The 25663-nt window shown below is 48.9% G+C and carries 20 protein-coding genes; 13 read left to right on the forward strand and 7 right to left on the reverse strand.

All coding sequences use genetic code 11. The features are described from left to right. Positions 1-15: 15 nt before the first annotated feature. Positions 16-576, reverse strand: coding sequence for an adenine phosphoribosyltransferase (locus ACTHSN_RS00745; RefSeq protein ID WP_003682296.1), 561 nt, complete (start codon positions 574-576; stop codon positions 16-18). A gap of 168 nt (positions 577-744) precedes the next feature. On the opposite strand from ACTHSN_RS00745, the gene gmk reads away from it, so the two are divergent. The 3 genes from gmk to ACTHSN_RS00760 all read left to right on the forward strand — a co-directional run bounded on the left by gmk (position 745) and on the right by ACTHSN_RS00760 (position 3882). Then, positions 745-1362 carry a guanylate kinase gene (gene gmk / locus ACTHSN_RS00750; protein ID WP_003686079.1) on the forward strand — a complete coding sequence of 206 codons (618 nt, stop codon included), beginning with the start codon at positions 745-747 and terminating at the stop codon, positions 1360-1362. Positions 1363-1414: 52 nt separating this feature from the next. After that, entirely contained in the window at positions 1415-1621 is a 207-nt protein-coding gene (rpoZ, locus tag ACTHSN_RS00755) for a DNA-directed RNA polymerase subunit omega (protein WP_003682294.1), read from the forward strand. A gap of 104 nt (positions 1622-1725) precedes the next feature. Continuing rightward, complete coding sequence (locus tag ACTHSN_RS00760) at positions 1726-3882, forward strand: RelA/SpoT family protein (protein ID WP_440365009.1); 2157 nt, start codon at positions 1726-1728, stop codon at positions 3880-3882. A gap of 119 nt (positions 3883-4001) precedes the next feature. Here ACTHSN_RS00760 and ACTHSN_RS00765 read toward each other — a convergent pair whose 3' ends face one another. From ACTHSN_RS00765 to ACTHSN_RS00775, 3 genes are all read right to left on the reverse strand, one after another. Continuing rightward, complete coding sequence (locus tag ACTHSN_RS00765; protein ID WP_049344044.1) at positions 4002-4163, reverse strand: hypothetical protein; 162 nt, start codon at positions 4161-4163, stop codon at positions 4002-4004. A 75-nt stretch (positions 4164-4238) separates the two neighbouring features. Beyond that, positions 4239-4700: a recombination regulator RecX gene (gene recX / locus ACTHSN_RS00770; protein WP_070461394.1), complete on the reverse strand. Its 462-nt coding sequence runs from the start codon at positions 4698-4700 to the stop codon at positions 4239-4241. A 100-nt stretch (positions 4701-4800) separates the two neighbouring features. After that, complete coding sequence (locus ACTHSN_RS00775) at positions 4801-5514, reverse strand: phosphoglycolate phosphatase (protein ID WP_070461395.1); 714 nt, start codon at positions 5512-5514, stop codon at positions 4801-4803. A 421-nt stretch (positions 5515-5935) separates the two neighbouring features. Here ACTHSN_RS00775 and ACTHSN_RS00780 point away from each other — a divergent pair, with 421 nt between their 5' ends. From ACTHSN_RS00780 to ACTHSN_RS00795, 4 genes are all read left to right on the forward strand, one after another. Further along, complete coding sequence (locus ACTHSN_RS00780) at positions 5936-7201, forward strand: Glu/Leu/Phe/Val family dehydrogenase (RefSeq protein ID WP_049331560.1); 1266 nt, start codon at positions 5936-5938, stop codon at positions 7199-7201. A gap of 160 nt (positions 7202-7361) precedes the next feature. Continuing rightward, positions 7362-8177: an FKBP-type peptidyl-prolyl cis-trans isomerase gene (locus ACTHSN_RS00785; RefSeq protein WP_107792402.1), complete on the forward strand. Its 816-nt coding sequence runs from the start codon at positions 7362-7364 to the stop codon at positions 8175-8177. 96 nt (positions 8178-8273) lie between these two features. Then, the gene (gene purN, locus ACTHSN_RS00790; protein ID WP_107792403.1) at positions 8274-8900 is read left to right on the forward strand and encodes a phosphoribosylglycinamide formyltransferase; all 627 of its coding nucleotides are present in this window, start codon (positions 8274-8276) and stop codon (positions 8898-8900) included. 30 nt (positions 8901-8930) lie between these two features. After that, entirely contained in the window at positions 8931-9599 is a 669-nt protein-coding gene (locus ACTHSN_RS00795; RefSeq protein WP_107792404.1) for a DUF3108 domain-containing protein, read from the forward strand. Positions 9600-9656: 57 nt separating this feature from the next. Here ACTHSN_RS00795 and ACTHSN_RS00800 read toward each other — a convergent pair whose 3' ends face one another. Further along, positions 9657-11150, reverse strand: a complete 1494-nt coding sequence (locus ACTHSN_RS00800) for an Rne/Rng family ribonuclease (RefSeq protein ID WP_070461398.1) — start codon at positions 11148-11150, stop codon at positions 9657-9659. A 237-nt stretch (positions 11151-11387) separates the two neighbouring features. Here ACTHSN_RS00800 and grxC point away from each other — a divergent pair, with 237 nt between their 5' ends. The 4 genes from grxC (at position 11388) to recG (ending at position 17697) form a co-directional block, all read left to right on the forward strand. Continuing rightward, positions 11388-11645: a glutaredoxin 3 gene (gene grxC / locus ACTHSN_RS00805; RefSeq protein ID WP_003684090.1), complete on the forward strand. Its 258-nt coding sequence runs from the start codon at positions 11388-11390 to the stop codon at positions 11643-11645. 21 nt (positions 11646-11666) lie between these two features. Beyond that, complete coding sequence (gene secB / locus ACTHSN_RS00810; RefSeq protein ID WP_070461399.1) at positions 11667-12101, forward strand: protein-export chaperone SecB; 435 nt, start codon at positions 11667-11669, stop codon at positions 12099-12101. A gap of 262 nt (positions 12102-12363) precedes the next feature. Continuing rightward, positions 12364-15408: a TonB-dependent siderophore receptor gene (locus tag ACTHSN_RS00815; RefSeq protein ID WP_070461510.1), complete on the forward strand. Its 3045-nt coding sequence runs from the start codon at positions 12364-12366 to the stop codon at positions 15406-15408. 249 nt (positions 15409-15657) lie between these two features. After that, positions 15658-17697, forward strand: a complete 2040-nt coding sequence (gene recG, locus ACTHSN_RS00820; RefSeq protein WP_440365028.1) for an ATP-dependent DNA helicase RecG — start codon at positions 15658-15660, stop codon at positions 17695-17697. A gap of 64 nt (positions 17698-17761) precedes the next feature. On the opposite strand, the gene gdhA is transcribed toward recG, so the two are convergent. Then, a complete protein-coding gene (gene gdhA / locus ACTHSN_RS00825) occupies positions 17762-19096 on the reverse strand; it encodes an NADP-specific glutamate dehydrogenase (protein WP_003745850.1) in 1335 nt (444 codons plus the stop codon). A gap of 414 nt (positions 19097-19510) precedes the next feature. On the opposite strand from gdhA, the gene ACTHSN_RS00830 reads away from it, so the two are divergent. After that, entirely contained in the window at positions 19511-20305 is a 795-nt protein-coding gene (locus ACTHSN_RS00830) for a thymidylate synthase (RefSeq protein ID WP_296186757.1), read from the forward strand. A gap of 59 nt (positions 20306-20364) precedes the next feature. On the opposite strand, the gene ACTHSN_RS00835 is transcribed toward ACTHSN_RS00830, so the two are convergent. Further along, a complete protein-coding gene (locus tag ACTHSN_RS00835) occupies positions 20365-21804 on the reverse strand; it encodes a transferrin-binding protein-like solute binding protein (RefSeq protein WP_440365010.1) in 1440 nt (479 codons plus the stop codon). A 361-nt stretch (positions 21805-22165) separates the two neighbouring features. Here ACTHSN_RS00835 and smc point away from each other — a divergent pair, with 361 nt between their 5' ends. Further along, positions 22166-25651 (forward strand): chromosome segregation protein SMC, encoded by a 3486-nt coding sequence (gene smc, locus ACTHSN_RS00840; RefSeq protein ID WP_070461402.1) that lies wholly within the window; start codon positions 22166-22168, stop codon positions 25649-25651. Positions 25652-25663 lie beyond the last annotated feature (12 nt).

The raw sequence follows: 25663 nt of genomic DNA on the forward strand, positions 1-25663 counted from the left end.
CTTGCGGTTTTTTTATTACATACAGCCTTTGTTTTGGCACAGGGTAAATAATGGCGCGCCGCTTTCACGGATTTTTTTGCCGCCATCCAAGTCGGTAAATTCCAAAATGGCAGCCGCTTCGATTACTTCACCACCCAGTTTGCGGATAAGCTCTACACCTGCCAGCATTGTGCCGCCGGTTGCCACTAAATCATCTACCAACAAAACGCGTGCGCCCGGCTTGATGGCGTCGGTATGGATTTCTACCGTTGCTTCGCCATATTCCAAAGCATAACTTTGAGAAACCGTATCAAACGGTAGTTTGCCTTTTTTGCGGATAGGGACAAAGCCGACATTCAGCTGATAGGCCAAAGCTGCGCCAATAATGAAGCCGCGCGCATCCAAGCCCGCAACGACATCAACTTTTTGCCCCATATAGCGGTAAACCAGTAAATCGACCAGCAGGCGGAAATATTCTGCGCTTTGCAAAACGGGAGTAATGTCATGAAACAAAATCCCTTTTTGCGGCCAGTTTTCAATTTTACGGATTTTGTCCGCCAAAGCTTCTACGCCCATTACTTCAGGATGAATCAACATCTCGACATTCCGAAATCAAAAAGTTTTTAACGCGATATTGTAGCGGTCATATGCGGACTTGCCAAATTAATCGATACAATAGCCAAATTTTGCAACATGCCGTCTGAAATTCCGAGAAACATTGTGTTGTGTTATAATTTACAGGTACATACCATCGGCTGAACCACCATGCAAAATCATAAAAAAGGCAATATTTACATCATTTCTGCCGCTTCCGGCACAGGTAAAACGACCTTAGTGTCGCGCCTGTTGAAAAATCATGACGACATCCGTGTTTCCATTTCTCATACCACGCGCCAGCCGCGTGAGGGTGAGGCACATGGTGTGCATTACCACTTTGTTCCCAAAGAAGAATTTGAATCACTGATTGAGCAAAGAGCCTTTTTGGAACACGCCAATGTGTTCGGCAACTATTACGGCACCAGCATCGCCGGCGTAAATTCGTTGAGCGAAGAGGGCTATGATGTGATTTTGGAAATCGATGTGCAAGGTGCAGCGCAAGTGCGTAAATCGTTGCCTGAAGCCAGCAGTATTTTCATTCTGCCGCCTTCCTTTGAGGTATTGGCGCAACGTTTGATCGGCCGTGGTACAGACAGCGAAGAAGTTATTCAAACACGCTTGTCCAAAGCCCGTCATGAGATTGAGCAATCCGTTTTGTTCGATTACGTCGTCGTGAATGACGATTTGGATCGTGCCGAAGCCGATTTGTTCCACATTATTAAAGCAGGCCGTCTGAAAAAATCCTCTCAACAGGGATTTATCTCAAACCTGTTGGAAAATTCGTAAAAAACAGCGAAAATAACCGTTTATTTGAAACATAGAAAGAAAGCAAGCAAACATGGCCCGTATTACTACTGAAGATTGCACAGGTAAAATCCCTAATCACTTCGACCTTACCCTCGTTGCCGCCCGTCGCGCACGCCAATTAGAAAACGGCAATACGCCTTTGGTTGACGACATCCGCAACAACAAACCAACCGTTACCGCCCTGCGCGAAATCGCAGCCGGACAAATCGGAACCGAGCTGTTGACCCGCAATAAATAAACCAACCGGCAAACCGATAAAACCACCGCGCGGACTGTATCGGTGCGATATCACAACCGATACAGTCTGACGGCTTAAAAATAGCCATAAAAGGCCGTCTGAAAATGCCAGCCCCACTGCCTACCGCCCCCTATGATCCGTTGACAGCAGAAGCGCGCGAGCTTCTGTTTCGCACCGCATCCTATCTCAATACCAACGAGCAGGCCGAGCTTGAAAGAGCCGTTGCCTACGCTTTCCACGCCCATGACGGACAAACCCGTAAAAGCGGCGAACCCTACATCACCCATCCCCTTGCCGTTGCCACGCAGCTTGCGATTTGGCACATGGATGTTCAAGGCCTCTGCGCGGGTGTTATGCATGATGTATTGGAAGATACGGGTGTAACCAAAGTCGAAATGGCGGCAGAATTCGGCGATACCATTGCTGAAATGGTAGACGGCCTTTCCAAGCTGGAGAAACTCAAATTTGAAGATCATGCCGAGCATCAGGCGGAAAGTTTCCGCAAGCTTATCCTCGCCATGACTAAAGACGTGCGCGTTATCGTCGTCAAACTTGCCGACCGATTGCACAATATGCGTACCCTTGGCTCTATGCGTCCGGAAAAACGCCGACGAATCGCCAAAGAAACCCTCGAAATCTATGCTCAAATCGCCAACCGCATTGGTCTGAACAATGCGTATCAAGAGCTTCAAGACTTATCGTTCCAAAATCTCCACCCAAGACGCTACGAAACCCTGAAAAAAGCCATGGACAACAGCCGCAAAAATCGCCGCGATGTTGTTGGCAAAGTGTTGCGTGCATTTGGTCAGCGTTTGGTCGGTGTTAATATTGAAGCCAAAATCAAAGGCCGCGAGAAAAACTTATACAGCATCCATCAAAAAATGCTGGCTAAAAAGCTGCGTTTTGCCGAAGTAATGGATATCTACGGCTTTCGGGTCATTGTAAACAATATTCCTGCCTGTTATGCCGCGTTGGGTGCATTGCATAATTTATACCACCCCAAGCCCGGCCGTTTTAAAGACTATATCGCCATTCCGAAAAGCAACGGCTACCAAAGCCTGCACACGACTTTGGTCGGTCCTTACGGTTTGCCGATCGAAGTGCAAATCCGTACGCGTGAAATGGACGCTGTGGCAGAGGGCGGTATTGCTGGCCATTGGATTTACAAATCCGGTGAAAATACTCCAGACCAAGCCGTCCTCCATATGAACCGATGGATGAAAAATATTCTTGACCTGCAAGCCAGCAGCTCAGATGCCATCGAGTTTCTGGAGCATGTCAAAGTCGATTTGTTCCCCAACGAAGTCTATATCGTTACCCCAAAAGGCGATATCCTTACCTTGCCTAAAGGTGCGACGCCGATTGACTTTGCCTATGCCGTGCACACCAACATCGGCCATAAAACCGTTGCCGCGCGCATTAATAATGTCATGATGCCGTTGCGCACTAAGCTGAAAACCGGTGATACGGTCGAAATCATTACTTCCGAACATGCCAAGCCCAATGTGGCATGGTTGAATTTTGCCGTTTCCAGCCGTGCGCGCAGCGCCATCCGCCAATACATTAAAAATCTGAATCGTCACGATGCCGTTGTTTTGGGTGAAAACTTGCTGCAAAAAGCTTTATCCAGCCTGTTGCCTAAAGATATACTGCTTTCAGACGACCTCAAAGAAAAATACCTTGCCGATTTGAATACCAAACAAACCTCGTTTGAAGAGGTCCTCTACAATGTCGGTATGGGGCATACTTTGCCGGTACACGTTGCCATGCACATTGCCGAGTTGGCAGGCCAACATTTTGGCAGCACGGTCAAACTCAGCCCGATCAAAGTCAACGATCAGGAAACCGGCCGGATTCATTTTGCCGAATGTTGCCATCCGATTCCCGGCGATGCGATCCGCGCCTTATTGGTCAAAGACAAGGGTATGATTATCCACCGTGATACCTGTCAAACTTTGGTCAAAGCTGATCCGGAAGAGCAACTCGATGCGGGTTGGGACAGTTTGCGCAATCAAACGTACCGCACCATCCTCAACGTCAAATCCGAAGATGCGCATGGTTTGTTGGCTTCAATGGCGCAAGCGATTTCCAATTCCGGTGCGGATATCGAATCTGTCGATACGCCAACCAAAGCGCAAGCAGGAACGGAAGGTTTTGTAGAATTTAAATTCACAATTAAAGTCAAAGACTTGGATCAGGTTAATCAGATTATTCATGCAATGCATGCCAATCCGAATATCCGCAAAGTGATTCGAGGATGATCTCGTTATAAGCAAAGGCCGTCTGAAAGTGTTTTCAGACGGCCTTTTTGATGTTTACAAATAAAAGCTGTTGGCTTCTTTTTAAGAGGGTTTATGGCTTTTTTGTAATTGGATTGGGTTTAATTCAACCAAAAACGGAAAACCAAGAAGAAGACCAAGGCCAAAACGCCGGCCCAAACCAGCAACATGAATCCGGCTACTGCCTGACCCAAGCGGTAAACAGGATTTTTGCGTTCGTCTTCGAGTAGGGGATTTGGTGTATCGTGCGGTTTGTCGGACATGATGAAACTCTGATTGAATTATTGAATAAAAGCGTAAGGGTACGCCGATAGAAGCAAAGATTCAAGTGGGAATGATTATTGATAGAAGTCTTCGTCTTCATTCCACGCGGTTTTTAAGGCCGTCTGAATGGTGTCGGCACCAAAGCCGCGATAGGCAAGGAAACGCGCCTGTTTTTGTTTTTCTTTCAAATCTTGAGCTTCTTGCTTGAATTTTTTACGCAAGACGGAAATAGCGGTTTGCAGCTCGTCCTCTCTGTCGGGTAGGAACTCCCGACAGTCATCTGCATCAATACCTTGTTGAGCCAAGGCTTGTTTGAGGCGGAGCGTGCCGTAACGGTTGCTTTTACTGTGAATATAGGCTTCTGCGTAACGTTGGTCGGATTGCCAATTTCGTTCGGCGAATTCGTCCAAAACCTTTTCCAATTCTTCTTCGCTTTCAGCGTGTGGAGTCAGTTTGCGTTTCAAGCCGACACGGCTGACTTCCTGACGGGAAAGAATATCCAAGGCGCGGGCGCGTAAGGTTTTGGGAGGTTTCATGGGGATATGGAAGGGGAGGGATTTAAACTACATTGAATTACATTTCAGACGGCCTGATTAGGTGAAAGCACTAAAAAGGCCGTCTGAAAATAAAGCCGAATTATTCTTCGTCTTTGTTTTTTTGCGGTTGCAGATTTTCGTAGATTTCAGGCAGGGCTCGAATCAACAAATCAGGTTTGGTCGCTTTGTCTTGGGAGAGCAAGGTCATGTCGCCGTAGCCGAATGTTACGCCGACGCTGAAGCAACCGGCCGCTTTGGCGGCAATAATGTCATTTTTGGAGTCGCCCACCATCAGCATATTGGCAACGTCGATGCCCAAAACTTCGGCCGCATGTTGAAGCGGCAATGGGCTGGGTTTTTTCTCAGTCAGGCTGTCTCCGCCGAGAACCAAGCTGAAATAGCCGTCGAGATTGAGTTGTTTCAGCAACTCAGCAGCCAGAATTTCATTTTTATTGGTAATGACAACCAATGGAATACCCAAGGACTTCAGCAGGCCGAGACCGGCTTCAGTTTCAGGGTAGGGGCGGGTAAAGTCGCTCAAGTGTTCGCGATAATATTTCATAAAGAACACAAAACCTTTTTCCCAGATTTCAGGATCGGCTTCTTTTTCACGATCATGGGTAATGACGCGATGAACCAACTTGCTGATGCCGTCGCCGACATAACTTCCAACCGTTTGGGTAGGCAAAACAGGTAAACCTAAGTGCGCACACATGGCTTGGGCTGCTGCGGCCAAATCGGGAACGGAATCACATAAGGTACCGTCCAAATCAAAGGCAACGGCTTGAACGTGTTCTAAAGCAGCAGTGGTCATTGAGTAGCTTTCTGTCATATTATTTAAGCGCTTATTTTAACATTGTTTGCCTGATTTGCCGATGTTTTGCTGATTCTTTAAAGGGATATTTGTTTAAATTGTTAACAATTTTTGCTGGTGTAAGTCTGTCAGTCTGTTGGCAATGTGGAAAGGATTTTGTCAACAAAAAGGGTGATTTGGTAGGCATTAAAAAACAAAGGGTTTGTGTGCTTTTTTGAATAGTTTGATGAGCATTTATACTGGGCCGTCTGAAAATTTTTTGGTCGGCGTGCCGATATTTTCAGACGGCCTCAAACTAAATTTATATATAAATGAATGGATTTGCTTTTTATCGACTACATGCTATTACATTTTTTCCTGTTTTTGTATATAGTAACAAGTATGGCTCTCGTCTAATCATGTGTATGAAAAGGAAAAATACATGTCCGCATCTGCTGTTAAAGAAACACTGAATCCGTTTGAAATTGCACAAAAACAAGTAAAAATTGCCTGCGATCGCCTGAATGCCGACCCAGCAGTATTTGAAATCTTGAAAAAGCCGCAACGTGTTTTGGAAGTCAACTTCCCTGTCAAACTCGACAACGGTACAGTAGAAAACTTCACCGGCTATCGTTCACAACACAATAATGCCGTCGGCCCTTACAAAGGCGGCGTGCGCTTCCATCCCAATGTAAATCTGGACGAAGTCAAAGCCCTGTCTATCTGGATGACCATCAAATGCTGCGTGGCCGGTATTCCTTACGGCGGCGGTAAAGGCGGTATCACTTTGGATCCGCGCAATTATTCCGAAGCAGAATTAGAACGCATTGCCCGCGCTTATTCCGAAGCCATTTCTCCGCTGATCGGCGAGAAAATCGATATTCCTGCACCTGATGTGAACACCAACGGCAAAATCATGTCTTGGATGGTTGATGCCTATGAAAACGTGGTAAAACATTCCGCACCGGGCGTATTCACCGGTAAACCGGTTGAGTTTGGCGGCTCTTTGGCGCGTACCGAAGCCACCGGTTACGGCGTAAACTTCGCCGCCGTCCAAGCTTTGGAAAAACTGGGCAAAGACGTGAAGGGTGCCACTTACGCCATTCAAGGTTTCGGTAATGTGGGCTACCACACCGGTTACTATGCACACAAAGCCGGTGCGAAAATCGTTGCCGTTTCTACCGTTGACGTTGCCATCTACAACGAAAACGGCTTGGATATGGAAGCAATCATCAAAGAATTCCAAACCAAAGGTTTCATCACCAACGAAGCCGGCTACGGCAAAGAAATCAGCAATGCCGAACTTTTGGCTTTGGAAGTGGACGTACTCGCCCCTTGCGCGCTGGAAAACCAACTGACTTCTGAAAACGCTGGTAAAGTCCGCGCGAAAATCGTGGTTGAAGGTGCAAACGGCCCGACTACTCCAGAAGCCGACGTTATCCTGCGTCAAAATGGCGTATTGGTTGTTCCTGATATTTTGGCAAACTGCGGCGGCGTGGTGGTATCCTATTTTGAATGGGTACAAAACCTGCAAGGCTACTACTGGGAGTTTGACGAAGTTCAAGAGAAAGAAACCGTTGTCCTGCGCCGTGCGTTCCGCGATATTTGGAACTTGGCTCAAGAATACGATGTCGACCTGCGTACCGCTTCTTACATGATGAGTATCCGTCGTGTTGAAAAAGCAATGAAGCTGCGCGGCTGGTATTAATCGTTTGAGCGATAGCTAAGAGCAGGCCGTCTGAAATCTGTTTTCAGACGGCCTTAATGTTTTTGATAAGAGCCTTTACAAATTTTAATCCACCTTGATTCCATTTCAATCAAACTCAGCTATAATCCCCTTTTTTGACCTTTCCGGAAAAGACATAATCATGAACAAAACTTTCAAATTCAGCGCATTGGCTTTGTCTGCTTTGTTAGCACTGACTGCTTGCAACCAAAAAGACACTGCCGCTAAAGACGCCCCTGCTGCTTCCGCAGCTTCAAATGCGACTGCAGATGCTTCTGCCATCGGTTCTACTGCCCAACAAGCCAGCTACGCAATGGGTGTGGACATCGGCCGTTCATTGAAACAAATGAAAGACCAAGGTACGGAAATCGATTTGAAAGTCTTCACCGAAGCCATGGAAGCCATGTTTGAAGGCAAAGAAGTTAAAATGACTGAAGCCCAAGCTCAGGAAGTGATGATGAAGTTCCTGCAAGAGCAACAAGAAAAAGCGGCTGCCAAACGTGCTGAAGATGCCAAAGTAAACTTGGAAAAAGGCGAAGCGTTCTTGAAAGAAAACGCGACTAAAGAAGGCGTGAAAACCAGCGCTTCCGGTCTGCAATACAAAATCACCAAAGAAGGCGAAGGCAAAAAACCGACTAAAGACGATGTGGTTACCGTTGAATACGAAGGCCGTCTGATTGATGGTACCGTATTTGACAGTAGCAAAGCCAACGGCGGCCCTGCAAGCTTCCCTGTAAGCCAAGTGATTCCAGGTTGGACTGAAGGTATCCAACTCTTGAAAGAAGGCGGCGAAGCAACATTCTACATCCCGGCCAAACTGGCTTACCGCGAAGTTGGCGCCGGCGATAAAATCGGCCCGAACGCTACTTTGGTATTCGACGTGAAACTGGTTAAAGTCGGCGCGCCTGATGCTGCTGCACAACAACCAGTACAAGTTGACGTACAAAAAGTTCAATAATCCGAATCAAGGCTTACGCCCTTAAACAACGGATAAAAGGCCGTCTGAAAAATTCCGTTTCAGACGGCCTTTGTTCCAAACAAACAAGGAATTATGATGAAAAATATCGTCATCCTTATTTCCGGACGCGGTAGCAATATGCAGGCGATTGTGAATGCCAATATTCCCGATGCCAACATTGCAGCCGTATTGAGCAACAGCGAGACCGCTGCCGGATTGGCATGGGCGGCAGAGCGCGGTATTGCCACTGACAGTTTGAACCATAAAAACTTCGACTCGCGTCTGGCATTTGATCAGGCTATGATGGAAAAAATCGATGCCTATCAGCCCGATTTGGTTGTATTGGCGGGCTTTATGCGCATTTTGACTCCCAAATTCTGCGCCCATTATGAAAACCGCCTGATCAATATCCATCCGTCCATCCTGCCTTCTTTCACCGGTCTGCACACCCACGAACGCGCATTGGAAGCAGGTTGCCGAGTGGCAGGCTGCACCATCCATTTTGTGACGCCCGAGCTGGATTGCGGCCCAATTATTTCACAAGGCATTGTTCCTATTTTGGACGGCGATACCGCTGACGACGTTGCCGCACGCGTGTTGACGGTTGAACACCAGCTTTTCCCGCAAGCCGTTGCCGACTTTGTTGCAGGCCGTCTGAAAATCGAAGGCAACCGCGTTTTGAATGCACAACGCAATGCCGCCGGTCAAAGCCTGTTGGCTTAATTAAAACACGATACACACAAGGAAAACATCATGAATCCGATTAAAACAACCCTGCTGACACTTTCCCTGCTCACTGTCTCCATCGGCGCACAAGCCGCTGAATTGCCGCAATCTGCCGTTTTGCAATACTCAGGCAGCTACGGTATTCCTGCGACCATGACCTTCATACACAGCGGCAACCAATACAAAATCGTCTCTACCATCAAAGTACCGCTTTACAATATCCGCTTTGAATCAGGCGGCAGCATCAACGGCACGACCTTGAATCCGTCTTACTACAAAGATGTACGCGGCGGTAAATTGTATGCCGAGGCCAAATTCTCCGGCGGCAACATCACTTATGGTAAAGCAGGTGATTTGAAAACCGAAAAATCCGGCCCGGCCATGGACTTGTTCACTTTGGCATGGCAACTGGCCGCCAATGACGTGCGCCTGCCGTCAGGTTTGAAAATTACCAACGGTAAAAAACTGTACACCGTCGGCAGCATGAACAAAATCGGCAGCGAAAGCTATAAACTGAACGGCGGTACAACGCCTGTGAGCAAATATCGCGTCCGCCGTGGCGACGATACCGTGACTTACTCGTTTGCTTCCGATATCGACAATATCCCTGCGCAAATCAGTTATACCGATGACGGCAAAACCTACAACTTGAAACTGACTTCCGTCAAAATCAACGGTAAAGTAGTGAAACCGTAATCTTTATTTGCTCAAACAAGAAGGCCGTCTGAAAAGTTTTCAGACGGCCTTTTATCTTTATAGCAACACAATATCGTATTGTTCCTGCGTGTAGGCGGTTTCGACTGCCAGCGAAATCGGCTTGCCGATAAAGTCTATCAACATCGCCAGCGATTGCGATTCTTCGTCTAGGAACAAGTCGATGACATTCGGAGCAGCCAAAATGCGGAAGGCTTGGACATCGTAGCGGCGCGCTTCGCGGACGATTTCGCGTTGGATTTCGTAGCACACGGTTTGCGGCGTTTTCAGACGGCCTCGGCCTTGGCAGGAAGGGCAGGGTTCGCAGAGGATTTGGCTTAAGTTTTCACGCGAGCGTTTACGGGTCAGTTCGACAAGGCCCAGACTGGTAAAGCCGTTGAGGGTGACGCGGGTGCGGTCGAAACTGAGGGCTTTGGCAAGCTCTTGCAGGACGGCTTCGCGGTGGACTTCCTGCGCCATATCGATGAAGTCGATGATGATGATGCCGCCGAGATTGCGCAGGCGAAGTTCGCGGGCGATGGTGTGGCAGGCTTCGAGGTTGGTGCGAAAGATGGTTTCATCAAAATTGCGCGCGCCGACAAAGCCGCCGGTGTTGACATCGATGGTGGTCATGGCTTCGGTGGACTCGATGATGAGGTAGCTGCCGAAGTTGAGGTTGACGCGCGGTTGGAGGGCGCGGGCGATTTCCTGCTCGATGTTGTGGGTTTCAAATAGGGGGCGTTCACCTTTGAACAGCTCGATTCTGCCCAATGCACCTTGAACGTATTGTTCGGCAAAATGGGTCATGCGGCGGTGGTTTTCGGTGGAATCGACCAGGATTTTGTGCGTATCGAGGCTGAACATATCTCGTAATACGCGCAGGCTTAATGGCAAATCTTGATAGAGCAGGGTTTCGGGCGGCTGAATTTTTGCCTGTTTTTGAATGTGTTCCCACACTTTGGTCAGATAGTTGATGTCTGATTGCAGTTGGTCATCGGAGGCGTTTTCAGCATTGGTGCGGATAATATAGCCGTGGCAGGCGTTTTCGGGCAGCAGATTGTTGAGACGCTCCCTCAAACTGCTGCGTTCGGCATCGTCTTCAATGCGTTGGGAAATGCCGATGTGGTCTTCTTGCGGAAGATGGACGAGGAAACGGCCGGCCAGCGAGATTTGTGTAGAAAGGCGCGCGCCTTTTGTATTGATGGGGTCTTTGATGACCTGAACCAAGACGGACTGACCTTCAAAGAGCATGTGTTCGATGCGTTGGGTTTCGTCCGGGTTGCGGCGTTGTTCGAGGACATCGACGATGTGCAGAAACGCGGCGCGTTCCAAACCGATATCGATAAACGCGCTTTGCATGCCGGGAAGGACGCGTTTGACGACGCCCAAATAAATATTGCCGACCAAGCTATGACCGCTGTTGCGCTCGATGTGCAGCTCGCAGATATTGTTCTCTTCCAAAACAGCCACACGCGTTTCTTGCGGCGTGATGTTGACGAGGACAGTTTCGGGCGGACGCACGGCGTCCTTGGGGATGGGGATTCCTGAAAGCATGGGGATACCTGATTTTGAATAGAAAAACTTTTGCGATGTGTTCTTCTCCAAAAAACAAATGGCAAAAGTCATTCTGCGAAAGCGCTTATCATACTTTAATTATGGTTTTTCCGCATCTGCACAAATGTTTATGGTCAGAAGGCCGTCTGAATGTTTTTTACAACCGTACGGCGGGAACACTTGTAAAATAGCACCTATGCCCATATAGTCATGAACATTGGTATTCTGGAAGAAATCATGCAAACCGTTACTGTTTATACCGGTCCATATTGCCCATACTGCACCATGGCGAAAAGGCTGTTGCAGGCGGTGGGTGTGAAAGAAATCAACGAAATCCGCATCGACGGCAATCCGGAAGTTTTTGCCGAAATGCAGCAGCTTTCCGGCCAGCGCAGCGTGCCGCAGATTTTTATCGGCGACACCCATGTCGGTGGCTTTACCGATTTGTACCGCTTGCAGCAGGAAGGCAAGTTGGACGAATTACTGAATCCTTAACCCTTAACTTAGGAAAATAAAATGAGCGAAGAATTGCAACCCGTATTCAGCGTTGAGCGTCTGTATGTAAAAGACTTGTCTTTGGAAGTGCCTCACGCACCACAAATCTTCTTGGAACAAGGCGCGCCTGAAGTGGATATGCGCGTTTCTACCGGCAACACCAAACTGGAAGACGGTTTCTACAGCGTTGACGTTACCGTGACCGTGACTGCCAAACTGAACGAAGAGCGCACCATGTTCTTGAACGAAGTTACCCAAAGCGGCATCTTCCGTTTGGAAAACATTCCTGAGGAAGACGTACAACTGCTGTTGGGCGTTGCTTGTCCGAACATCCTGTTCCCTTACGCACGCGAAGCCATTTCCAACAGCGTAACCCGCGCCGGCTTCCCACCTGTACTGCTTGCTCCGATCAACTTCGAAGCAATCTACCAAGAACAACAGGGAGCTAACGCTTAATCGCGTTATACCTAAATTAAGGCCGTCTGAAACATTGTGTTCAGACGGCCTTTTTTTATCTAAAAATCAGGATATAAGAAAAAATCTATAACAAAAAGTTCATATATTAATGCATCAGGTATATAATGATTCCGCCTATCATTACTATTATATTTTAATTTTATAGATTAAATATCATTTAAAATTAATAAATTATAATTTTTATCAAGTAGGTAAGTAGATTCTATTAATTAAGGAAATAGTTGTGAAACCTGATTTTCAAATGAAAACAATTTGTTTGTTATTAGTACTGCCTTGCCAAACTGTTTTTGCAGATACAGGACATCAAGAAGTTGAACATGTAGATATGGATACGGTCAAGGTCAGTGGCAAACGGCAGGCACAAAGGAATACCGAGCGCAGTCAGTCTTATACAATCGGAACGATGGCAACGGCGACTGGGTTGCGTATTTCAGGCAAGGATACGCCGCAGTCGGTGAGCGTAATGACGCGTCGGCAGCTAGATGATAAAGCAATATATTCTTTAGAAGATGCAATGAAAAACACTACGGGAATCAACGTGGTTCGGGATTCGGGCCTACAAACTCGTTTTTTGTCTCGTGGTTTCTATGTTGATCAGATTGGTGAAGACGGTATTACCACTAATGTGTCTGGACGTTCGGGTTATACGGCAAAAATCGATGTCTCACCCAGTACAGACCTTGCTGTTTATGATCACATTGAGGTTGTCAGAGGTGCAACCGGTCTTACTCAGTCCAATTCAGAACCGGGTGGAACCATTAATTTAATCCGTAAGCGGCCAGCAGCTCTGTTTAAGCATACAGGTGAAATCAGCACTGACCATAGGGGCAGCAAGCGTTTGGCTTTGGATGTATCTGGAAGCTTGAATAATGAACATACGGTACGCGGTAGGCTGGTTGGTGTTCATGAGGACCACCGTTCTTTTAAAGAGGGTGTATGGAACAAGAAAGACATGGTTTATGGCGTGATCGATACGGATTTGAGTGATAACAGTATGCTGACTTTTGGGGGTACTTATCAGAAAAATAAAGATATTCCCGATTTTGCCGGCGTGATTTTACCTTGTGAGGATCAAAAAACTGCGGCCTTCAGCTCCAGTCCGGCCTGTAACAATCCTTTGAAATTGCCACGTAATACTTATTTGGGTGAAACCTCATGGTCACGCCTGAATGCTGATAAATACAATATTTTTTCCGGTTTCAAACATGTCTTTGACAATGGATGGCAACTCAATGCCGAAATTTCTTATACGCGTAATGATTCAGATGCCAAAGTCGGACAATTTTTTCTGAAAAACGAACACGCGGCAGGTATTTCAGCATCTGCGGCAACGGGTTTCCTAACTGAAAAGGGAGAGGTTATCCCTTTTGAGCCTAAAGACAAGGCGTTGGCAAAATTAAAAGAATATCGTGATGGCGTCACGAAAACATATGAAGAGAAAAAAGCAGATTATGTTGCCCATCATTTCGATTCATCTGCTTTTGAACAATATCGCTCCCAAAGGGCGGCAGCACGTCGGGCAGGTTTCGATCAATGTATGCAGGACATTGGTTTGGATTTCCTATGCAACGACTGGCAGGATCCGGGTGTAGAAGTAGATAAAAAAGAGTTTATTGATAAGGAGCTTGCAAAGCAAGGAATTATTAACAATGCAGAAGGCCTGTTTCCCAACCGTCTATACGACTCAGCATACAATCTTCGCCACACATACAACCGCCGTTACAACTTCATGCCGTTGCACTATACCAAACACGATGTGCAATGGGGCTTTAAGCTGGATCTGACAGGTAATTACCGCCTGCTTGGGCGTGAACATGATTTCTTTGTCGGTTATGCGTATAACAATGAAAAAATTCGTTCTGCTTATACGGAAATATATCAAAACCGTTATTTTGTCCGTCCTCAAGGTTATGCAGGTGCAGGCAGTTGCGGCATTCATCCCGATGGTCCGGAGCGTAATCCTTTAGAAAAAGGTATTGTCGAACCAGATTGGCATATTTATAACGAAAAAGGTAATAACAAGATCTATGTGCCGGAATGCAGTGGCGCGCATGTGACCAAATATACTCCTCGTTTGGATGCAGAGGGTAAGCCTGTCTGGACAGTCAACGACAATGGTGAGCGCGTAATGGTGCAAGATCCTGTTTACGAATTGGATGCAAATGGAAACAAAATACAGGAGCGGGATGAAGAGGGAAATTTGAAATGGGCAAACCAATATCTGAAAACGCCGCTGTGGAAAACTGTTCAGGTTGCAGATGATCATGTTCCGGCGTTATACAATTATTCGAAATACCTTAACACGAATAAAACACATTCTTTGACTGTCAGTACCCGCTTTAATGCAACCAACCGTCTGCATCTCTTGGGCGGTATGCACTATACGCGCTATGAAACCACACAAGCCAAAGAAATGCCTGTACGCTATGGCCAGCCTGCTACGGCATTTCAAACTGAGAGCAGTAACAAAATCGACAAAGAACACTACACCTCAAAAATGCAAAGTCATAGGTTCACGCCATATGCAGGCATTACCTACGACCTGACACCGCAACAAAGCTTGTATGCCAGCTATACTAAGATTTTTAAACAACAGGATAACGTTGATGTAACCAGCAAATCCGTTCTTCCACCACTCATCGGGACTAACTATGAAATAGGTTGGAAAGGGTCGTTCTTGCAAGGCCGTCTGAATGCTTCGCTTGCCTTATTTGTTTTACAGCAGAAAAACCGAACCGTTGTCGATTTCGGATTTGTTCCCGATACTAGTCGTAACGGAGGTTCATTCCAAACCATCGCCAAACCTGTGGGTAAGGTTAAGAGCAGCGGTGCAGAACTTGAATTGGCTGGCGAATTGTCGGAAAACTGGCGTATTTTTGTTGGCTACACATATAACAAAAGTAAGTATAAAAATGCTGCAGAAGTCAATGCGGAGCGGTTGGAGAAAAACACGACTGCCGACCCATATAACTTCAGTAACTTCACGCCGGTACATATGTTCCGCCTCGGTACAAGCTACCGCTTGCCTCAAACTAAGTTGACCTTGGGTGGTGGAATATCCGCGCAAAGTCGCACAAGTAGCCTTTACAATATTCGCCAAGGAGGCTACGGACTTATAGATGGCTTTGTTCAATATGACTTTCACAAACACGGCAGAATCAGCCTGATCGGAACGAACCTGGCTGACAGGACGTATTTTGAAAACAACTACAACCGTACGCGAGGTCAAAACAATTTCTATGGCGAACCGCGGACAGTCAAATTGAAATTGGATTGGCATTTCTAGAGCGAATGGATCATTATTTGGTATGTGAACATTATTGGCCAAATTCCTGATAAAAGTATGGATTGAACATCCTTCTTTTTTGAAAGCTGTTTTCTAACAATGGCTGAAGTTGATTCGATAGCCGGCGTATTTTCAAATATTCATTTGTTTCAAGTATTCAGCTTTGAAGGCCGTCTGAAACATTGCGTTCAGACGGCCTTTTTGTTTTCGGATAAAATACAGCAAACTTTAAATCAGCTGCCTTTTAAGATGACGCCCGAAACCCAAAAACAGCTCAAAATTACCGATGTTTCCGCTAAGAAGCTCGAGAAACTCAACCTCCATACCGCATGGGATTTGGTGTTGCACCTGCCGTTGCGTTATGAGGATGAGACGCACATCATGCCGATTAAGGATGCACCAATCGGCGTGCCGTGTCAGGTTGAGGGCGAAGTCATTCATCAGGAAGTGACATTTAAGCCGCGCAAGCAGCTGATTGTCCAAATCGCCGACGGTTCCGGCAGCGTCCTTTTTCTGCGCTTTATCCACTTTTATGCCAGCAACCAGAAACAGATGGCGGTCGGCAAGCGCATCCGCGCCGTGGGCGAAATCAAGCACGGGTTTCACGGCGACGAGATGATTCATCCTAAAATCCGCGATGCCGAGAGCAGCGGTTTGGCAGAAAGCCTTACGCCGATTTATCCGACCGTAAACGGTTTAAATCAACCCACTTTGCGCCGTATTATTCAGACGGCCTTGGACGTTACGCCGTTGCACGACACCTTGCCTGATGCTTTATTAGGCCGTCTGAAATTGCCGCACCTTGCCGAAAGCCTGCGCCTTTTGCATTCGCCGCCGCCAAGCTTCACCATTCATCAACTTTCAGACGGCACGCTGCCTGCATGGCAACGGCTCAAATTTGACGAACTTTTGGCGCAACAGCTTTCTATGCGCTTGGCACGGCAGAAGCGCGTCAGCGGCTCGGCCACGGCATTGGGTGGCGACGGCACATTGACTCAAGCCCTGCGCCACGCTTTGCCGTTTGCCCTGACTGATGCGCAAGAAAGAGTTGTTTCCGAAATCTGCCACGATATGGCGCAAACCCACCCCATGCACCGCCTGCTGCAAGGCGATGTTGGCAGCGGCAAAACCATTGTGGCCGCCTTGTCTGCTTTGACTGCTATCGAATCCGGTGCGCAGGTGGCTGTAATGGCGCCGACCGAAATCCTTGCCGAACAGCACTTCATCAAGTTCAAACAATGGCTTGAGCCTTTAGGGCTTGAAGTCGTTTGGCTTTCCGGCAGTCAGCGCAAAAAAGCCAAAGATGAAGCCAAAGCCAAACTGGCTGACGGCGCTGTCAAAATCGCGGTCGGCACGCACGCTCTGTTTTCAGACGACGTTGAGTTTCAAAACCTAGGTTTGGTGATTGTGGACGAACAACACCGCTTCGGCGTCGCCCAACGCCTCGCCCTCAAAAACAAAGGACGCGACGTACACCAACTGATGATGTCTGCCACCCCCATTCCGCGCACGCTCGCCATGAGTTTCTTCGCAGACCTGGACGTGTCCGTCATCGACGAATTGCCGCCCGGACGCACGCCGATTAAAACCCGTCTTGTTAACAACGTCCGTCGCGCTGAAGTCGAAGGCTTCGTCCTTAATATTTGTCGCAAAGGGCAGCAGGCATACTGGGTTTGTCCGCTGATTGAAGAAAGCGAAACCTTGCAACTGCAAACCGCCACCGAAACCCTCGAGCAGCTTCAGGCAGCCTTGCCCGAACTCAACATCGGCTTGGTACACGGGCGCATGAAAGCCGCCGAAAAAGCCGAAGTCATGGCGGAGTTTGCCGCAGGCCGTCTGAACGTCTTGGTCGCCACCACCGTCATCGAAGTCGGCGTAGATGTGCCCAATGCCGCTCTGATGGTGATCGAACACGCCGAGCGCATGGGCTTGGCGCAGCTGCACCAATTACGCGGGCGGGTAGGGCGTGGCGCGGCAGAAAGCGTGTGCGTCCTCTTGTTTGCCGAACCTTTGAGCGAACTCGCCAAAGCACGGCTGAAAGTCATCTACGAACACACCGACGGCTTTGAAATCGCCCGCCAAGACCTCAACATCCGCGGCCCCGGCGAATTTCTCGGCGCGCGCCAAAGCGGCGTCCCCATGCTGCGCTTCGCCAACCTCGAAGAAGACCTGCACCTCTTGGAACAAGCGCGCGAAATCGCGCCCATGTTAATCGAACAAAACCCCGAAATCGTCGAAGCGCATCTGGCAAGGTGGCTTTCCAGCAGGGAAGGTTATTTGGGCGTATAAAATTTGCATGAAAAGAAAAAGGCCGTCTGAAAACAGACGGCCTTTGGTTTGGCTGGATAGAGGTTTAGAAACCTTGTGCCAACATGGCATCGGCTACTTTGACAAAACCGGCAATGTTCGCACCATTGACATAGTTCACTTTGTCGCCGACTTTGCCGTATTTCAGGCAGGATTCGTGGATGTTGTGCATGATGTCGAACAGGCGTTGGTCGACTTCTTCACGGGTCCAAGACAGGCGGATGGCGTTTTGGCTCATCTCTAAACCTGAAGTCGCTACGCCGCCGGCGTTGGAGGCTTTGCCCGGAGCGTAGAGGATGCCGGCTTTGATAAATTGTTCGACCGCGCCCAAAGTTGACGGCATGTTCGCACCTTCGGCAACCACATAGCAACCGTTTGCCAGCAGGATTTTGGCAGCGTCTGCATCCAATTCGTTTTGGGTGGCGCAAGGCAGGGCGACTTCGGCCGCGATGTTCCACGGTTTTTGGTTTTCAAAGTATTGCAGGCCTTGTTCTTTGGCGTAAGTAGCCACGCGTTCGCGGCGTACTTCTTTCAGCTCGATCAAAGCGGCCAGTTGCGCTTCGGTCATACCGCTGTCAGGGAAGAGGACAAAGCCGTTGGAGTCGGAGACGGTCAATACTTTTGCACCCAGTTGGATGGCTTTTTCGGCAGCGTATTGCGCCACGTTGCCGGAGCCGGAAATCAATACGCGTTTGCCTTCAATGCTGTCGTTGCGGGTTTCCAACATGGCTTGGGCAAAATACACGCAGCCGTAGCCGGTGGCTTCAGGGCGAATCAGGCTGCCGCCCCATTCGAGGCCTTTGCCGGTCAGGACGGAAGCAAATTCGTTGCGGATTTTTTTGTATTGGCCGAACAGATAGCCGATTTCGCGGCCGCCTACGCCGATGTCACCGGCAGGGACGTCGGTGTCGGCGCCGATGTGGCGGTAGAGTTCGGTCATAAAGGCTTGGCAGAAGCGCATTACTTCGGCATCGGATTTGCCTTTAGGATCAAAGTCGGAACCGCCTTTGCCGCCGCCCATAGGCAGGGTGGTCAGCGCGTTTTTGAAGACTTGTTCAAAAGCGAGGAATTTCAACACGCCCAAATCGACGGTCGGGTGGAAGCGCAAGCCGCCTTTGTAAGGGCCGATGGCGGAGCTCATTTGAATGCGGTAGCCGCGGTTGACTTGGACTTGGCCTTTGTCGTCCATCCAAGTGACGCGGAACATAATCACGCGCTCCGGTTCAACAATACGCTCAAGCAGGCTTTGTTGGGTGTATTTCGGGTTTTTCGCCAAAAACGGATCCAAACTCATGAACACTTCTTCAACGGCTTGATGGAAGGGTTCTTGGTTGGGGTTGCGTTGTTTGAGATTGGTAAACAGGGTGTTCAGGTCAGTCATTTTTCTACTCCTATTGAGTGAGATATTTCAATATTTATGTTTTGAAATATAGCTGTAAAAATTTTACTTGCCAAGAAAAATTTTACCTAGATTGTTGACATTATTTTTTTACTAATTTGTAAAAATGGAATTATATTTTAAATTTAATTAAAAATATCTAAAAATATTTCATTAAATAGATTTAAATAAAAATAAAATGCCGAGTAATTAAACTAGGAAATATTGAAAATTTTTTTGTAAAAATTTAATTCAGCTCATGAATTTGTGTAAATTAGAGCTGAATTGTCAACATTGTTAATGAGTGTACTACGCGAATATGGGGAAGGCTGGCCTATTGAAGACAGAGAGGCAGGCCGTCTGAAAATTCGGTACAATACACACGAAATTCCCACAACACATACATTAAGGAAACACATGAAAGCCTATCACGACCTTATGCGCCATGTTCTCGACAATGGTATCGACAAATCCGACCGTACCGGCACCGGCACGCGTTCCGTGTTCGGTTACCAAATGCGTTTTGATTTGAGTGAAGGCTTTCCGTTGTTGACTACCAAAAAATTGCATCTTCGCTCGATTATTCATGAGCTGCTTTGGTTTCTCAAAGGTGATACCAACATCAAATACCTGAAAGAGAACAACGTTTCCATTTGGGACGAATGGGCGGACGAAAACGGCGATTTAGGCCCGGTTTACGGCTACCAATGGCGCAGCTGGCCCGCACCCGACGGCCGCCATATCGACCAAATTGCCAACGTGGTGGAACAAATCAAGAAAAATCCCGACTCGCGCCGTCTGATTGTATCGGCATGGAATCCCGCTTTGGTCGACGAAATGGCCTTGCCGCCTTGCCATGCGCTGTTTCAGTTTTACGTTGCCAACGGCAAACTGTCCTGCCAACTTTACCAACGCAGCGCCGATATCTTCCTTGGCGTACCGTTCAACATCGCCAGCTATGCATTGTTGACCATGATGATGGCGCAAGTGTGCGGACTGGAAGCCGGTGAGTTTATCCATACGTTTGGCGATGCGCATTTGTACAGCAACCATATCGAGCAGGCCCAGCTGCAATTAAGCCGCGATTTCCGAAAACTGCCGACCATGAAAATCAACCCTGAAGTCAAAGACTTGTTTGCCTTCAAATTTGAAGACTTCGAATTGGAAGGCTACGATCCACATCCACATATCAAAGCAGCCGTATCGGTGTAAACCAAGTTAAAAAACAAAAGGCCGTCTGAAACTTCAGACGGCCTTTTGTTTAGGCAGGGTTATTGACGTTTCGCGCCATAGCCACCGATTAAGTGTTCGGTTGCATCTTTGTTTTTTAAGCCGTAAGTGCCGCCGATTTCTGCAGCATTGGGGCCGTAGAATTTGCCGTTCAGGTTGCCGCTTAACTTGTCATCGGCCGTGCTGACTTTACCGGAGAAGAGGTTGCCGTCTTTCCAGCTTGCCGTACCTTTGAAATCGTAGTTTTTATCTGCTTTGGATACGCGCTTACCATTTTCCAAAGTATGGAAGTGTGAGTTTGATGTTTCAAAACGGACACCTTTGAGGCCGAAATCAATGATAGCCATGACATTGGAAGTCAACTGACGATTGTTATTGTCGGTAACCACATAGGCAGTGGAAATACCTTTGTAGGTGGCTGTACCTTTAGCAGGCAGGGTAGTGAAGACAGTCTCATCGCCCAAGCTTTGGTAGCCTTGGTATACATGTCCTTTAGGATCGGTGTAATGCGCGAAGGTTTGATATGTCCAGCCGGCCGCAGAAGGATCATGCAACACAATTTTGGTTTTGTCATCAAAATTGATGACATAGACACCGTCGAATTGTTTGTCAAAAACTAAGCCATCTTGGTCTGGACGGAAATAGGCTAGATTCTTGCTGGCTTTTTCATTCATTTCTGCTAGTTTAGCCCGAACTTCAAGATTTTTAGCGTGTAAGGTATTTAATTCTTCAATTTTAGCTTTAATTTCCTTTATTTTGTCATGATCAACTTGACCAGACTCTGAGTTTTGTTCTTTTTTTAGATTTTCTTTTTCAGCTTCTAACTTCTTATAAAGTTCAACAATACGTTCATCCAAAGTTGATTTGCCGTATGCGAATTCGGTATTTTTCTCTTTGCCCGTTTGTTCGCTGACATCAGTTTGAGTATTGCCTTTTGAATATACTTTGGCAATAACAGAAGCGTAGCTTGTCCATGTAGTTTGGGTTGCGTTGCCATCAGTGGTCTTGTTAAATAACACAACGCCGTCCATTTTGACTTCATCATTGCTGTTAAAGTCAATAGAACTGATCAGGCCATTTTGGTTACGGTCTTGATTGTCTGTTTGGAACATTTTGCCTGCGGCATCTTTGCGGATTTGTACGTTAGGGTTGGATTGCTGTGCACCTTTGGAGGAGATGAAATGTGTGTGCAAAGGCTGGGTAACGTTGGCCGGATCGATTGGATCTTCATCGGTCAGTTTGGCGAGGTTGTCGGCACTGTTGGTAAGCGTAGTAGACGGCGCTTTCGGAGTGTTGACATTGCTGTTATTGTTGGCAGGATTGCCATTATTGCCAGTAGAGTTGCCGGTATTATTGGTAGGAGTCGCGCCGGTGCTTAAAGCAGATGAACCGCCGCCTCCGCCACCACCGCATGCGGACAAGATGGCTGCGCTGATGGCTGTAAAAACGATGGTTTTAAGTTTGGTTTGGATGTTTGACATGAGATTCCCTGTATCGTTATTCGCTTGATGAAAAGGTCGGAGATATCGTTTATCTGATTTTTAAACCTTTAAAGCCCGATAATAACCATAAATCATAAAAAAATAAACAGATTGTTTGCATTTCTGTACAAAAATTAATCAAAGGGCAGGTGGTTGGGCAGGTGTTTTTTTAGTTAATTGTTTTATATGAATTTCTTTTAAATAGTTTAGTGAGTTCAATACTAGTCTGTTTCTTTTTAACAAACTTTTCAGACGGCCTTTTGAAGATAAAAAAGCAGTCGGACTTTATGGATGCTTTTCTCTCAACGGATCAGCGTATTTCCGTTAAAATACGCCTTCTTTTCAGATTCGAAACATTGCCATGCGCCTTACCCACATTAAACTCTCCGGCTTCAAATCTTTTACCGACCCGACCACGATTCATGTTCCGGGGCAGCTTGTTGCGGTTATCGGGCCGAACGGCTGCGGCAAGTCGAATGTGATTGACGCGGTGCGCTGGGTGTTGGGAGAGGCTTCGGCGAAGCAGCTTCGCGGCGAGAGTATGCAGGACGTGATTTTTAACGGTGCGGCAACGCGCCGTCCTGCGCCGAGAGCTTCGGTGGAGCTGGTGTTTGACAACAGCGACCACAGTTTGCAGGGGGCGTGGGGGCAGTATGCAGAGGTGAGCATCAAGCGGCAGCTGACGCGTCAGGGCGAATCGACTTATTTCATCAACAATCAGACCGTGCGCCGCCGCGACATTACCGATTTGTTTCTGGGTACGGGCGTGGGCGCGCGCGGTTATGCCGTTATCGAACAGGGGATGATTTCGCGCATCATCGAAGCGCGGCCGGAGGAGTTGCGCGCCTATATCGAGGAGGCGGCGGGCGTGTCCAAATATAAGGAACGCCGCAAGGAGACGGAAGGTCGTCTGAAAGACACGCGCGAGCATTTGCAGCGTTTGGGCGATTTGCAGAACGAGTTGGCGCGTCAGGTGGAAAAGCTGGAAAAACAAGCGGAAACCGCCGAACGCTACAAATCCCTGACCGCGCAGTTAAACCAACAACAGGATTTGCTTGATTACGCGCAATGGCAGCAATCGCTTGCCGCCGCCGACAAGGCGACCGCGCAGCATCAGTCTTTGCAGGCGCAGCAGGACGAAACCGCCGCGCAGGTTCAGGCGTTAAACGACGAAGTACACGCCTTGCAGACCGCCGAGCAGTCGCAGCAGCAGGCGGTACACGAATTGAGCAACAAACGCGGCGTGTTGCGCGAGCAGATTGCCCGTTTGGAAGAACAAATCCGCCATCAGCAAAACCTGCACCAACGCATCGAACGCGACAAGCAGGCGGCGCAGGCGCAGTTGCAGCGCATCCATCAAGAGCAGCAGCAAATCTGCGTCAAGCTGGAAGAAAACGAGTTATACGTCGAAGAAAAGCAAACCGAATTGGCGGAATGGGCGATGCAGGTTGCTGAACACGAAGAGCGTCTGCCCGAATTGGAAGAAGCCCAAGCCACGCTTAACGCCGCCTTCCAAACCCAGCAGGACGAGGCAAACCGCATCCGCCGCGAACTGGCGTTGAAGCAGCAGCAGCTTGCCCATGCCGAACAAACCGTTGCCAAGCACGAAGAGCGCAAAGGCCGTCTGAAGCAGGAAAACCAAGCCCTGAACCTGCCCGACGAAGCCGAAACCACAGCCGCGCAGGAAGCCGCCGCCTTGTTGCAAAGCCAGCAAGAGCATTACGAAGAGCAAATCATTGCCGCCGAAGAAGCCTTACACGCCGCCCGCGAGGCGTTTCAGACGGCCTCAAACCGCTTCCAAAGCCTGAAGCAGCAACACATCACCTTGCAGGCGCAGCAGCAGGCATTGTCGCAAATCCTGTCGCAACAGCAGGAAGCCGCCGACTTCTGGCAGGCAACCGACCACGCCGCCGCGCCGCAGCTGTGGCAACACATCACCGCGCCCGCCGAGTGGCAGCACGCCTTGTCCGTCATCCTTGCTGAACGCCTGCATGCCCGCGCCGTGCCGCACGGCTTCGTTCCCCCCGCACCTTTGCCGCAGGGGCAGGCGGCATGGCTTTCAGACGACCTCTCCGGCGGCTTCAAAAAATCCCTGCCCGTACAGGCATTGTTGAACCAAATCCAAGCGCAGCCGCCGTTTCAGACGGCATTGCACCACTGGCTCGACGGCGTATTGTGCGCGCCCGATTTGAGCTACGCCCTCGCGCATCAAAGCGATTTGGGCGCCCACCAAATCTGGCTCACGCCCGAAGGCCATCAGGTCGATAAAGTCAGCGTCCTGCTCTATGCCAAACCCGCGCAGGAAAGCCTGATTGCCCAAAAAGCCCGTCTCGACGGCATTGCGTCCGAACTGGAAAACCTCGCCCCCGAACTCTCCGCCGCCGAAGCCTCGTTCAAACAGGCGGAGGCAACCGTGCGCTCGTCCGAAGTGCAACATAAAAACCTGATGCAGCAGCAACAGCAGCATACGCGCCAATACAGCCAAGCGCAGCAACGCGCCGCCGAACTTTTAGCGCGCACCAACCAAGGGCAAATCCGCCGCGAACACATCGAGCGCGAACTGGCGCAGTTGGCGGAAGAGCAGACCGTGTTGCAACATACTTCAGACGGCCTTGCAGACGACATCGTTACCTTGCAAGAGGCCGCCGCTGAACTCGAACACCAGCAGCAAACCACCGCACACAGCCGCCAAGAGCAGCAAGGCCGTCTGAAACAGGCGCAGCTTGCCCTGTTGGAAGCCAACCGACAATACGGGCTGGCGGAAGTCGCCGTTCACAAGCTCAACCAGCAAAAACAAAACTACCAACAGCAAATTGCCCAGCTTGAACAGCAAACATTCGACTGGCAGGAACGCCAGCAAGAGCTTGCCCTCGCCTATGAAACCGAGTTCCAAAACGACGAGCAGCACATCAAGCTTGAAGAATTAAGCGAAGCCGTACAGACCTTGGACGAAGAATATATTGTTGTACAGGAGAAACTCGCGCAGATTCAGGAGCAGGGCAGGGAGCAATACGCTAAAGTGCAAACCCTGCAAACCAAGCTGCCGCAGCTTCAGGCCGCCACCCAAACCGCCCTGTTGCAGCAGCAGGAAGCCCTGATTAACGCCAAACGCTACCATCAAAACCTGACTGAACGCGCCGCCGATTTGGACGCGCTCGAAGCGTTGGCGAAAGAATCACCAAAAGTATTGAACAACAGCATCGGCAGCCTCACCCAGCAAATCGAAGCCCTCGGCGCCGTCAACCTCGCCGCCCTGCAAGAACTCGAAGAAGCGCGCGAACGCGACGGCTACTACCGCAGCCAAAGCGAAGACGTACAGGCCGCTATCGTGCTTTTGGAAGAAGCCATCGCCCAAATCGATGACAAAACCAAAGAGCGTTTCAAAGAAACCTTCGACGCTGTCAACGGCAAAGTCCAAACCTTCTTCCCGACCCTGTTCGGCGGCGGCGAAGCCACCCTCAAGATGATAGGCGACGACCTCCTGACCGCCGGCGTGTCCATCATGGCGCGCCCGCCCGGCAAGAAAAACAGCACCATCCACCTCCTCTCCGGCGGTGAAAAAGCCCTCACCGCCATGAGCCTCGTGTTCGCCCTGTTCAGCCTCAACCCCGCCCCCTTCTGCCTTCTGGACGAAGTCGACGCCCCGCTGGACGACGCCAACACCTCGCGTTTCTGCAATCTGGTCAAAGAAATGTCAGCGCAAACCCAGTTCCTCTACATCTCCCACAACCGCCTGACCATGGAAATGGCAGAGCAGCTCGTCGGCGTAACCATGCAGGAAAAAGGCGTCTCGCGCGTCGTCGCCGTGAACATCAAACAGGCGTTGGAAATGGCGGAGCCGAATTGAGGTAAGAACAAA

It is taken from the genome of Neisseria sp. P0009.S010, assembly GCF_051958545.1.
GTDB lineage: Bacteria > Pseudomonadota > Gammaproteobacteria > Burkholderiales > Neisseriaceae > Neisseria > Neisseria subflava_A.

Excerpts from the sequence above, each read along its gene's own strand:
- purN (WP_107792403.1), top strand. The coding sequence starts at position 8,274 with ATGAAAAATATCGTCATCCTTATTTCCGGACGCGGTAGCAATATGCAG.
- ACTHSN_RS00795 (WP_107792404.1), top strand. The coding sequence starts at position 8,931 with ATGAATCCGATTAAAACAACCCTGCTGACACTTTCCCTGCTCACTGTC.
- ACTHSN_RS00780 (WP_049331560.1), top strand. The coding sequence starts at position 5,936 with ATGTCCGCATCTGCTGTTAAAGAAACACTGAATCCGTTTGAAATTGCA.
- ACTHSN_RS00835 (WP_440365010.1), bottom strand. The coding sequence starts at position 21,804 with ATGTCAAACATCCAAACCAAACTTAAAACCATCGTTTTTACAGCCATC.
- ACTHSN_RS00765 (WP_049344044.1), bottom strand. The coding sequence starts at position 4,163 with ATGTCCGACAAACCGCACGATACACCAAATCCCCTACTCGAAGACGAA.
- grxC (WP_003684090.1), top strand. The coding sequence starts at position 11,388 with ATGCAAACCGTTACTGTTTATACCGGTCCATATTGCCCATACTGCACC.
- gmk (WP_003686079.1), top strand. The coding sequence starts at position 745 with ATGCAAAATCATAAAAAAGGCAATATTTACATCATTTCTGCCGCTTCC.
- ACTHSN_RS00830 (WP_296186757.1), top strand. The coding sequence starts at position 19,511 with ATGAAAGCCTATCACGACCTTATGCGCCATGTTCTCGACAATGGTATC.
- ACTHSN_RS00815 (WP_070461510.1), top strand. The coding sequence starts at position 12,364 with ATGAAAACAATTTGTTTGTTATTAGTACTGCCTTGCCAAACTGTTTTT.
- recG (WP_440365028.1), top strand. The coding sequence starts at position 15,658 with ATGACGCCCGAAACCCAAAAACAGCTCAAAATTACCGATGTTTCCGCT.
- smc (WP_070461402.1), top strand. The coding sequence starts at position 22,166 with ATGCGCCTTACCCACATTAAACTCTCCGGCTTCAAATCTTTTACCGAC.
- secB (WP_070461399.1), top strand. The coding sequence starts at position 11,667 with ATGAGCGAAGAATTGCAACCCGTATTCAGCGTTGAGCGTCTGTATGTA.
- ACTHSN_RS00745 (WP_003682296.1), bottom strand. The coding sequence starts at position 576 with ATGTTGATTCATCCTGAAGTAATGGGCGTAGAAGCTTTGGCGGACAAA.
- gdhA (WP_003745850.1), bottom strand. The coding sequence starts at position 19,096 with ATGACTGACCTGAACACCCTGTTTACCAATCTCAAACAACGCAACCCC.
- ACTHSN_RS00775 (WP_070461395.1), bottom strand. The coding sequence starts at position 5,514 with ATGACCACTGCTGCTTTAGAACACGTTCAAGCCGTTGCCTTTGATTTG.
- rpoZ (WP_003682294.1), top strand. The coding sequence starts at position 1,415 with ATGGCCCGTATTACTACTGAAGATTGCACAGGTAAAATCCCTAATCAC.
- ACTHSN_RS00785 (WP_107792402.1), top strand. The coding sequence starts at position 7,362 with ATGAACAAAACTTTCAAATTCAGCGCATTGGCTTTGTCTGCTTTGTTA.
- recX (WP_070461394.1), bottom strand. The coding sequence starts at position 4,700 with ATGAAACCTCCCAAAACCTTACGCGCCCGCGCCTTGGATATTCTTTCC.
- ACTHSN_RS00760 (WP_440365009.1), top strand. The coding sequence starts at position 1,726 with ATGCCAGCCCCACTGCCTACCGCCCCCTATGATCCGTTGACAGCAGAA.
- ACTHSN_RS00800 (WP_070461398.1), bottom strand. The coding sequence starts at position 11,150 with ATGCTTTCAGGAATCCCCATCCCCAAGGACGCCGTGCGTCCGCCCGAA.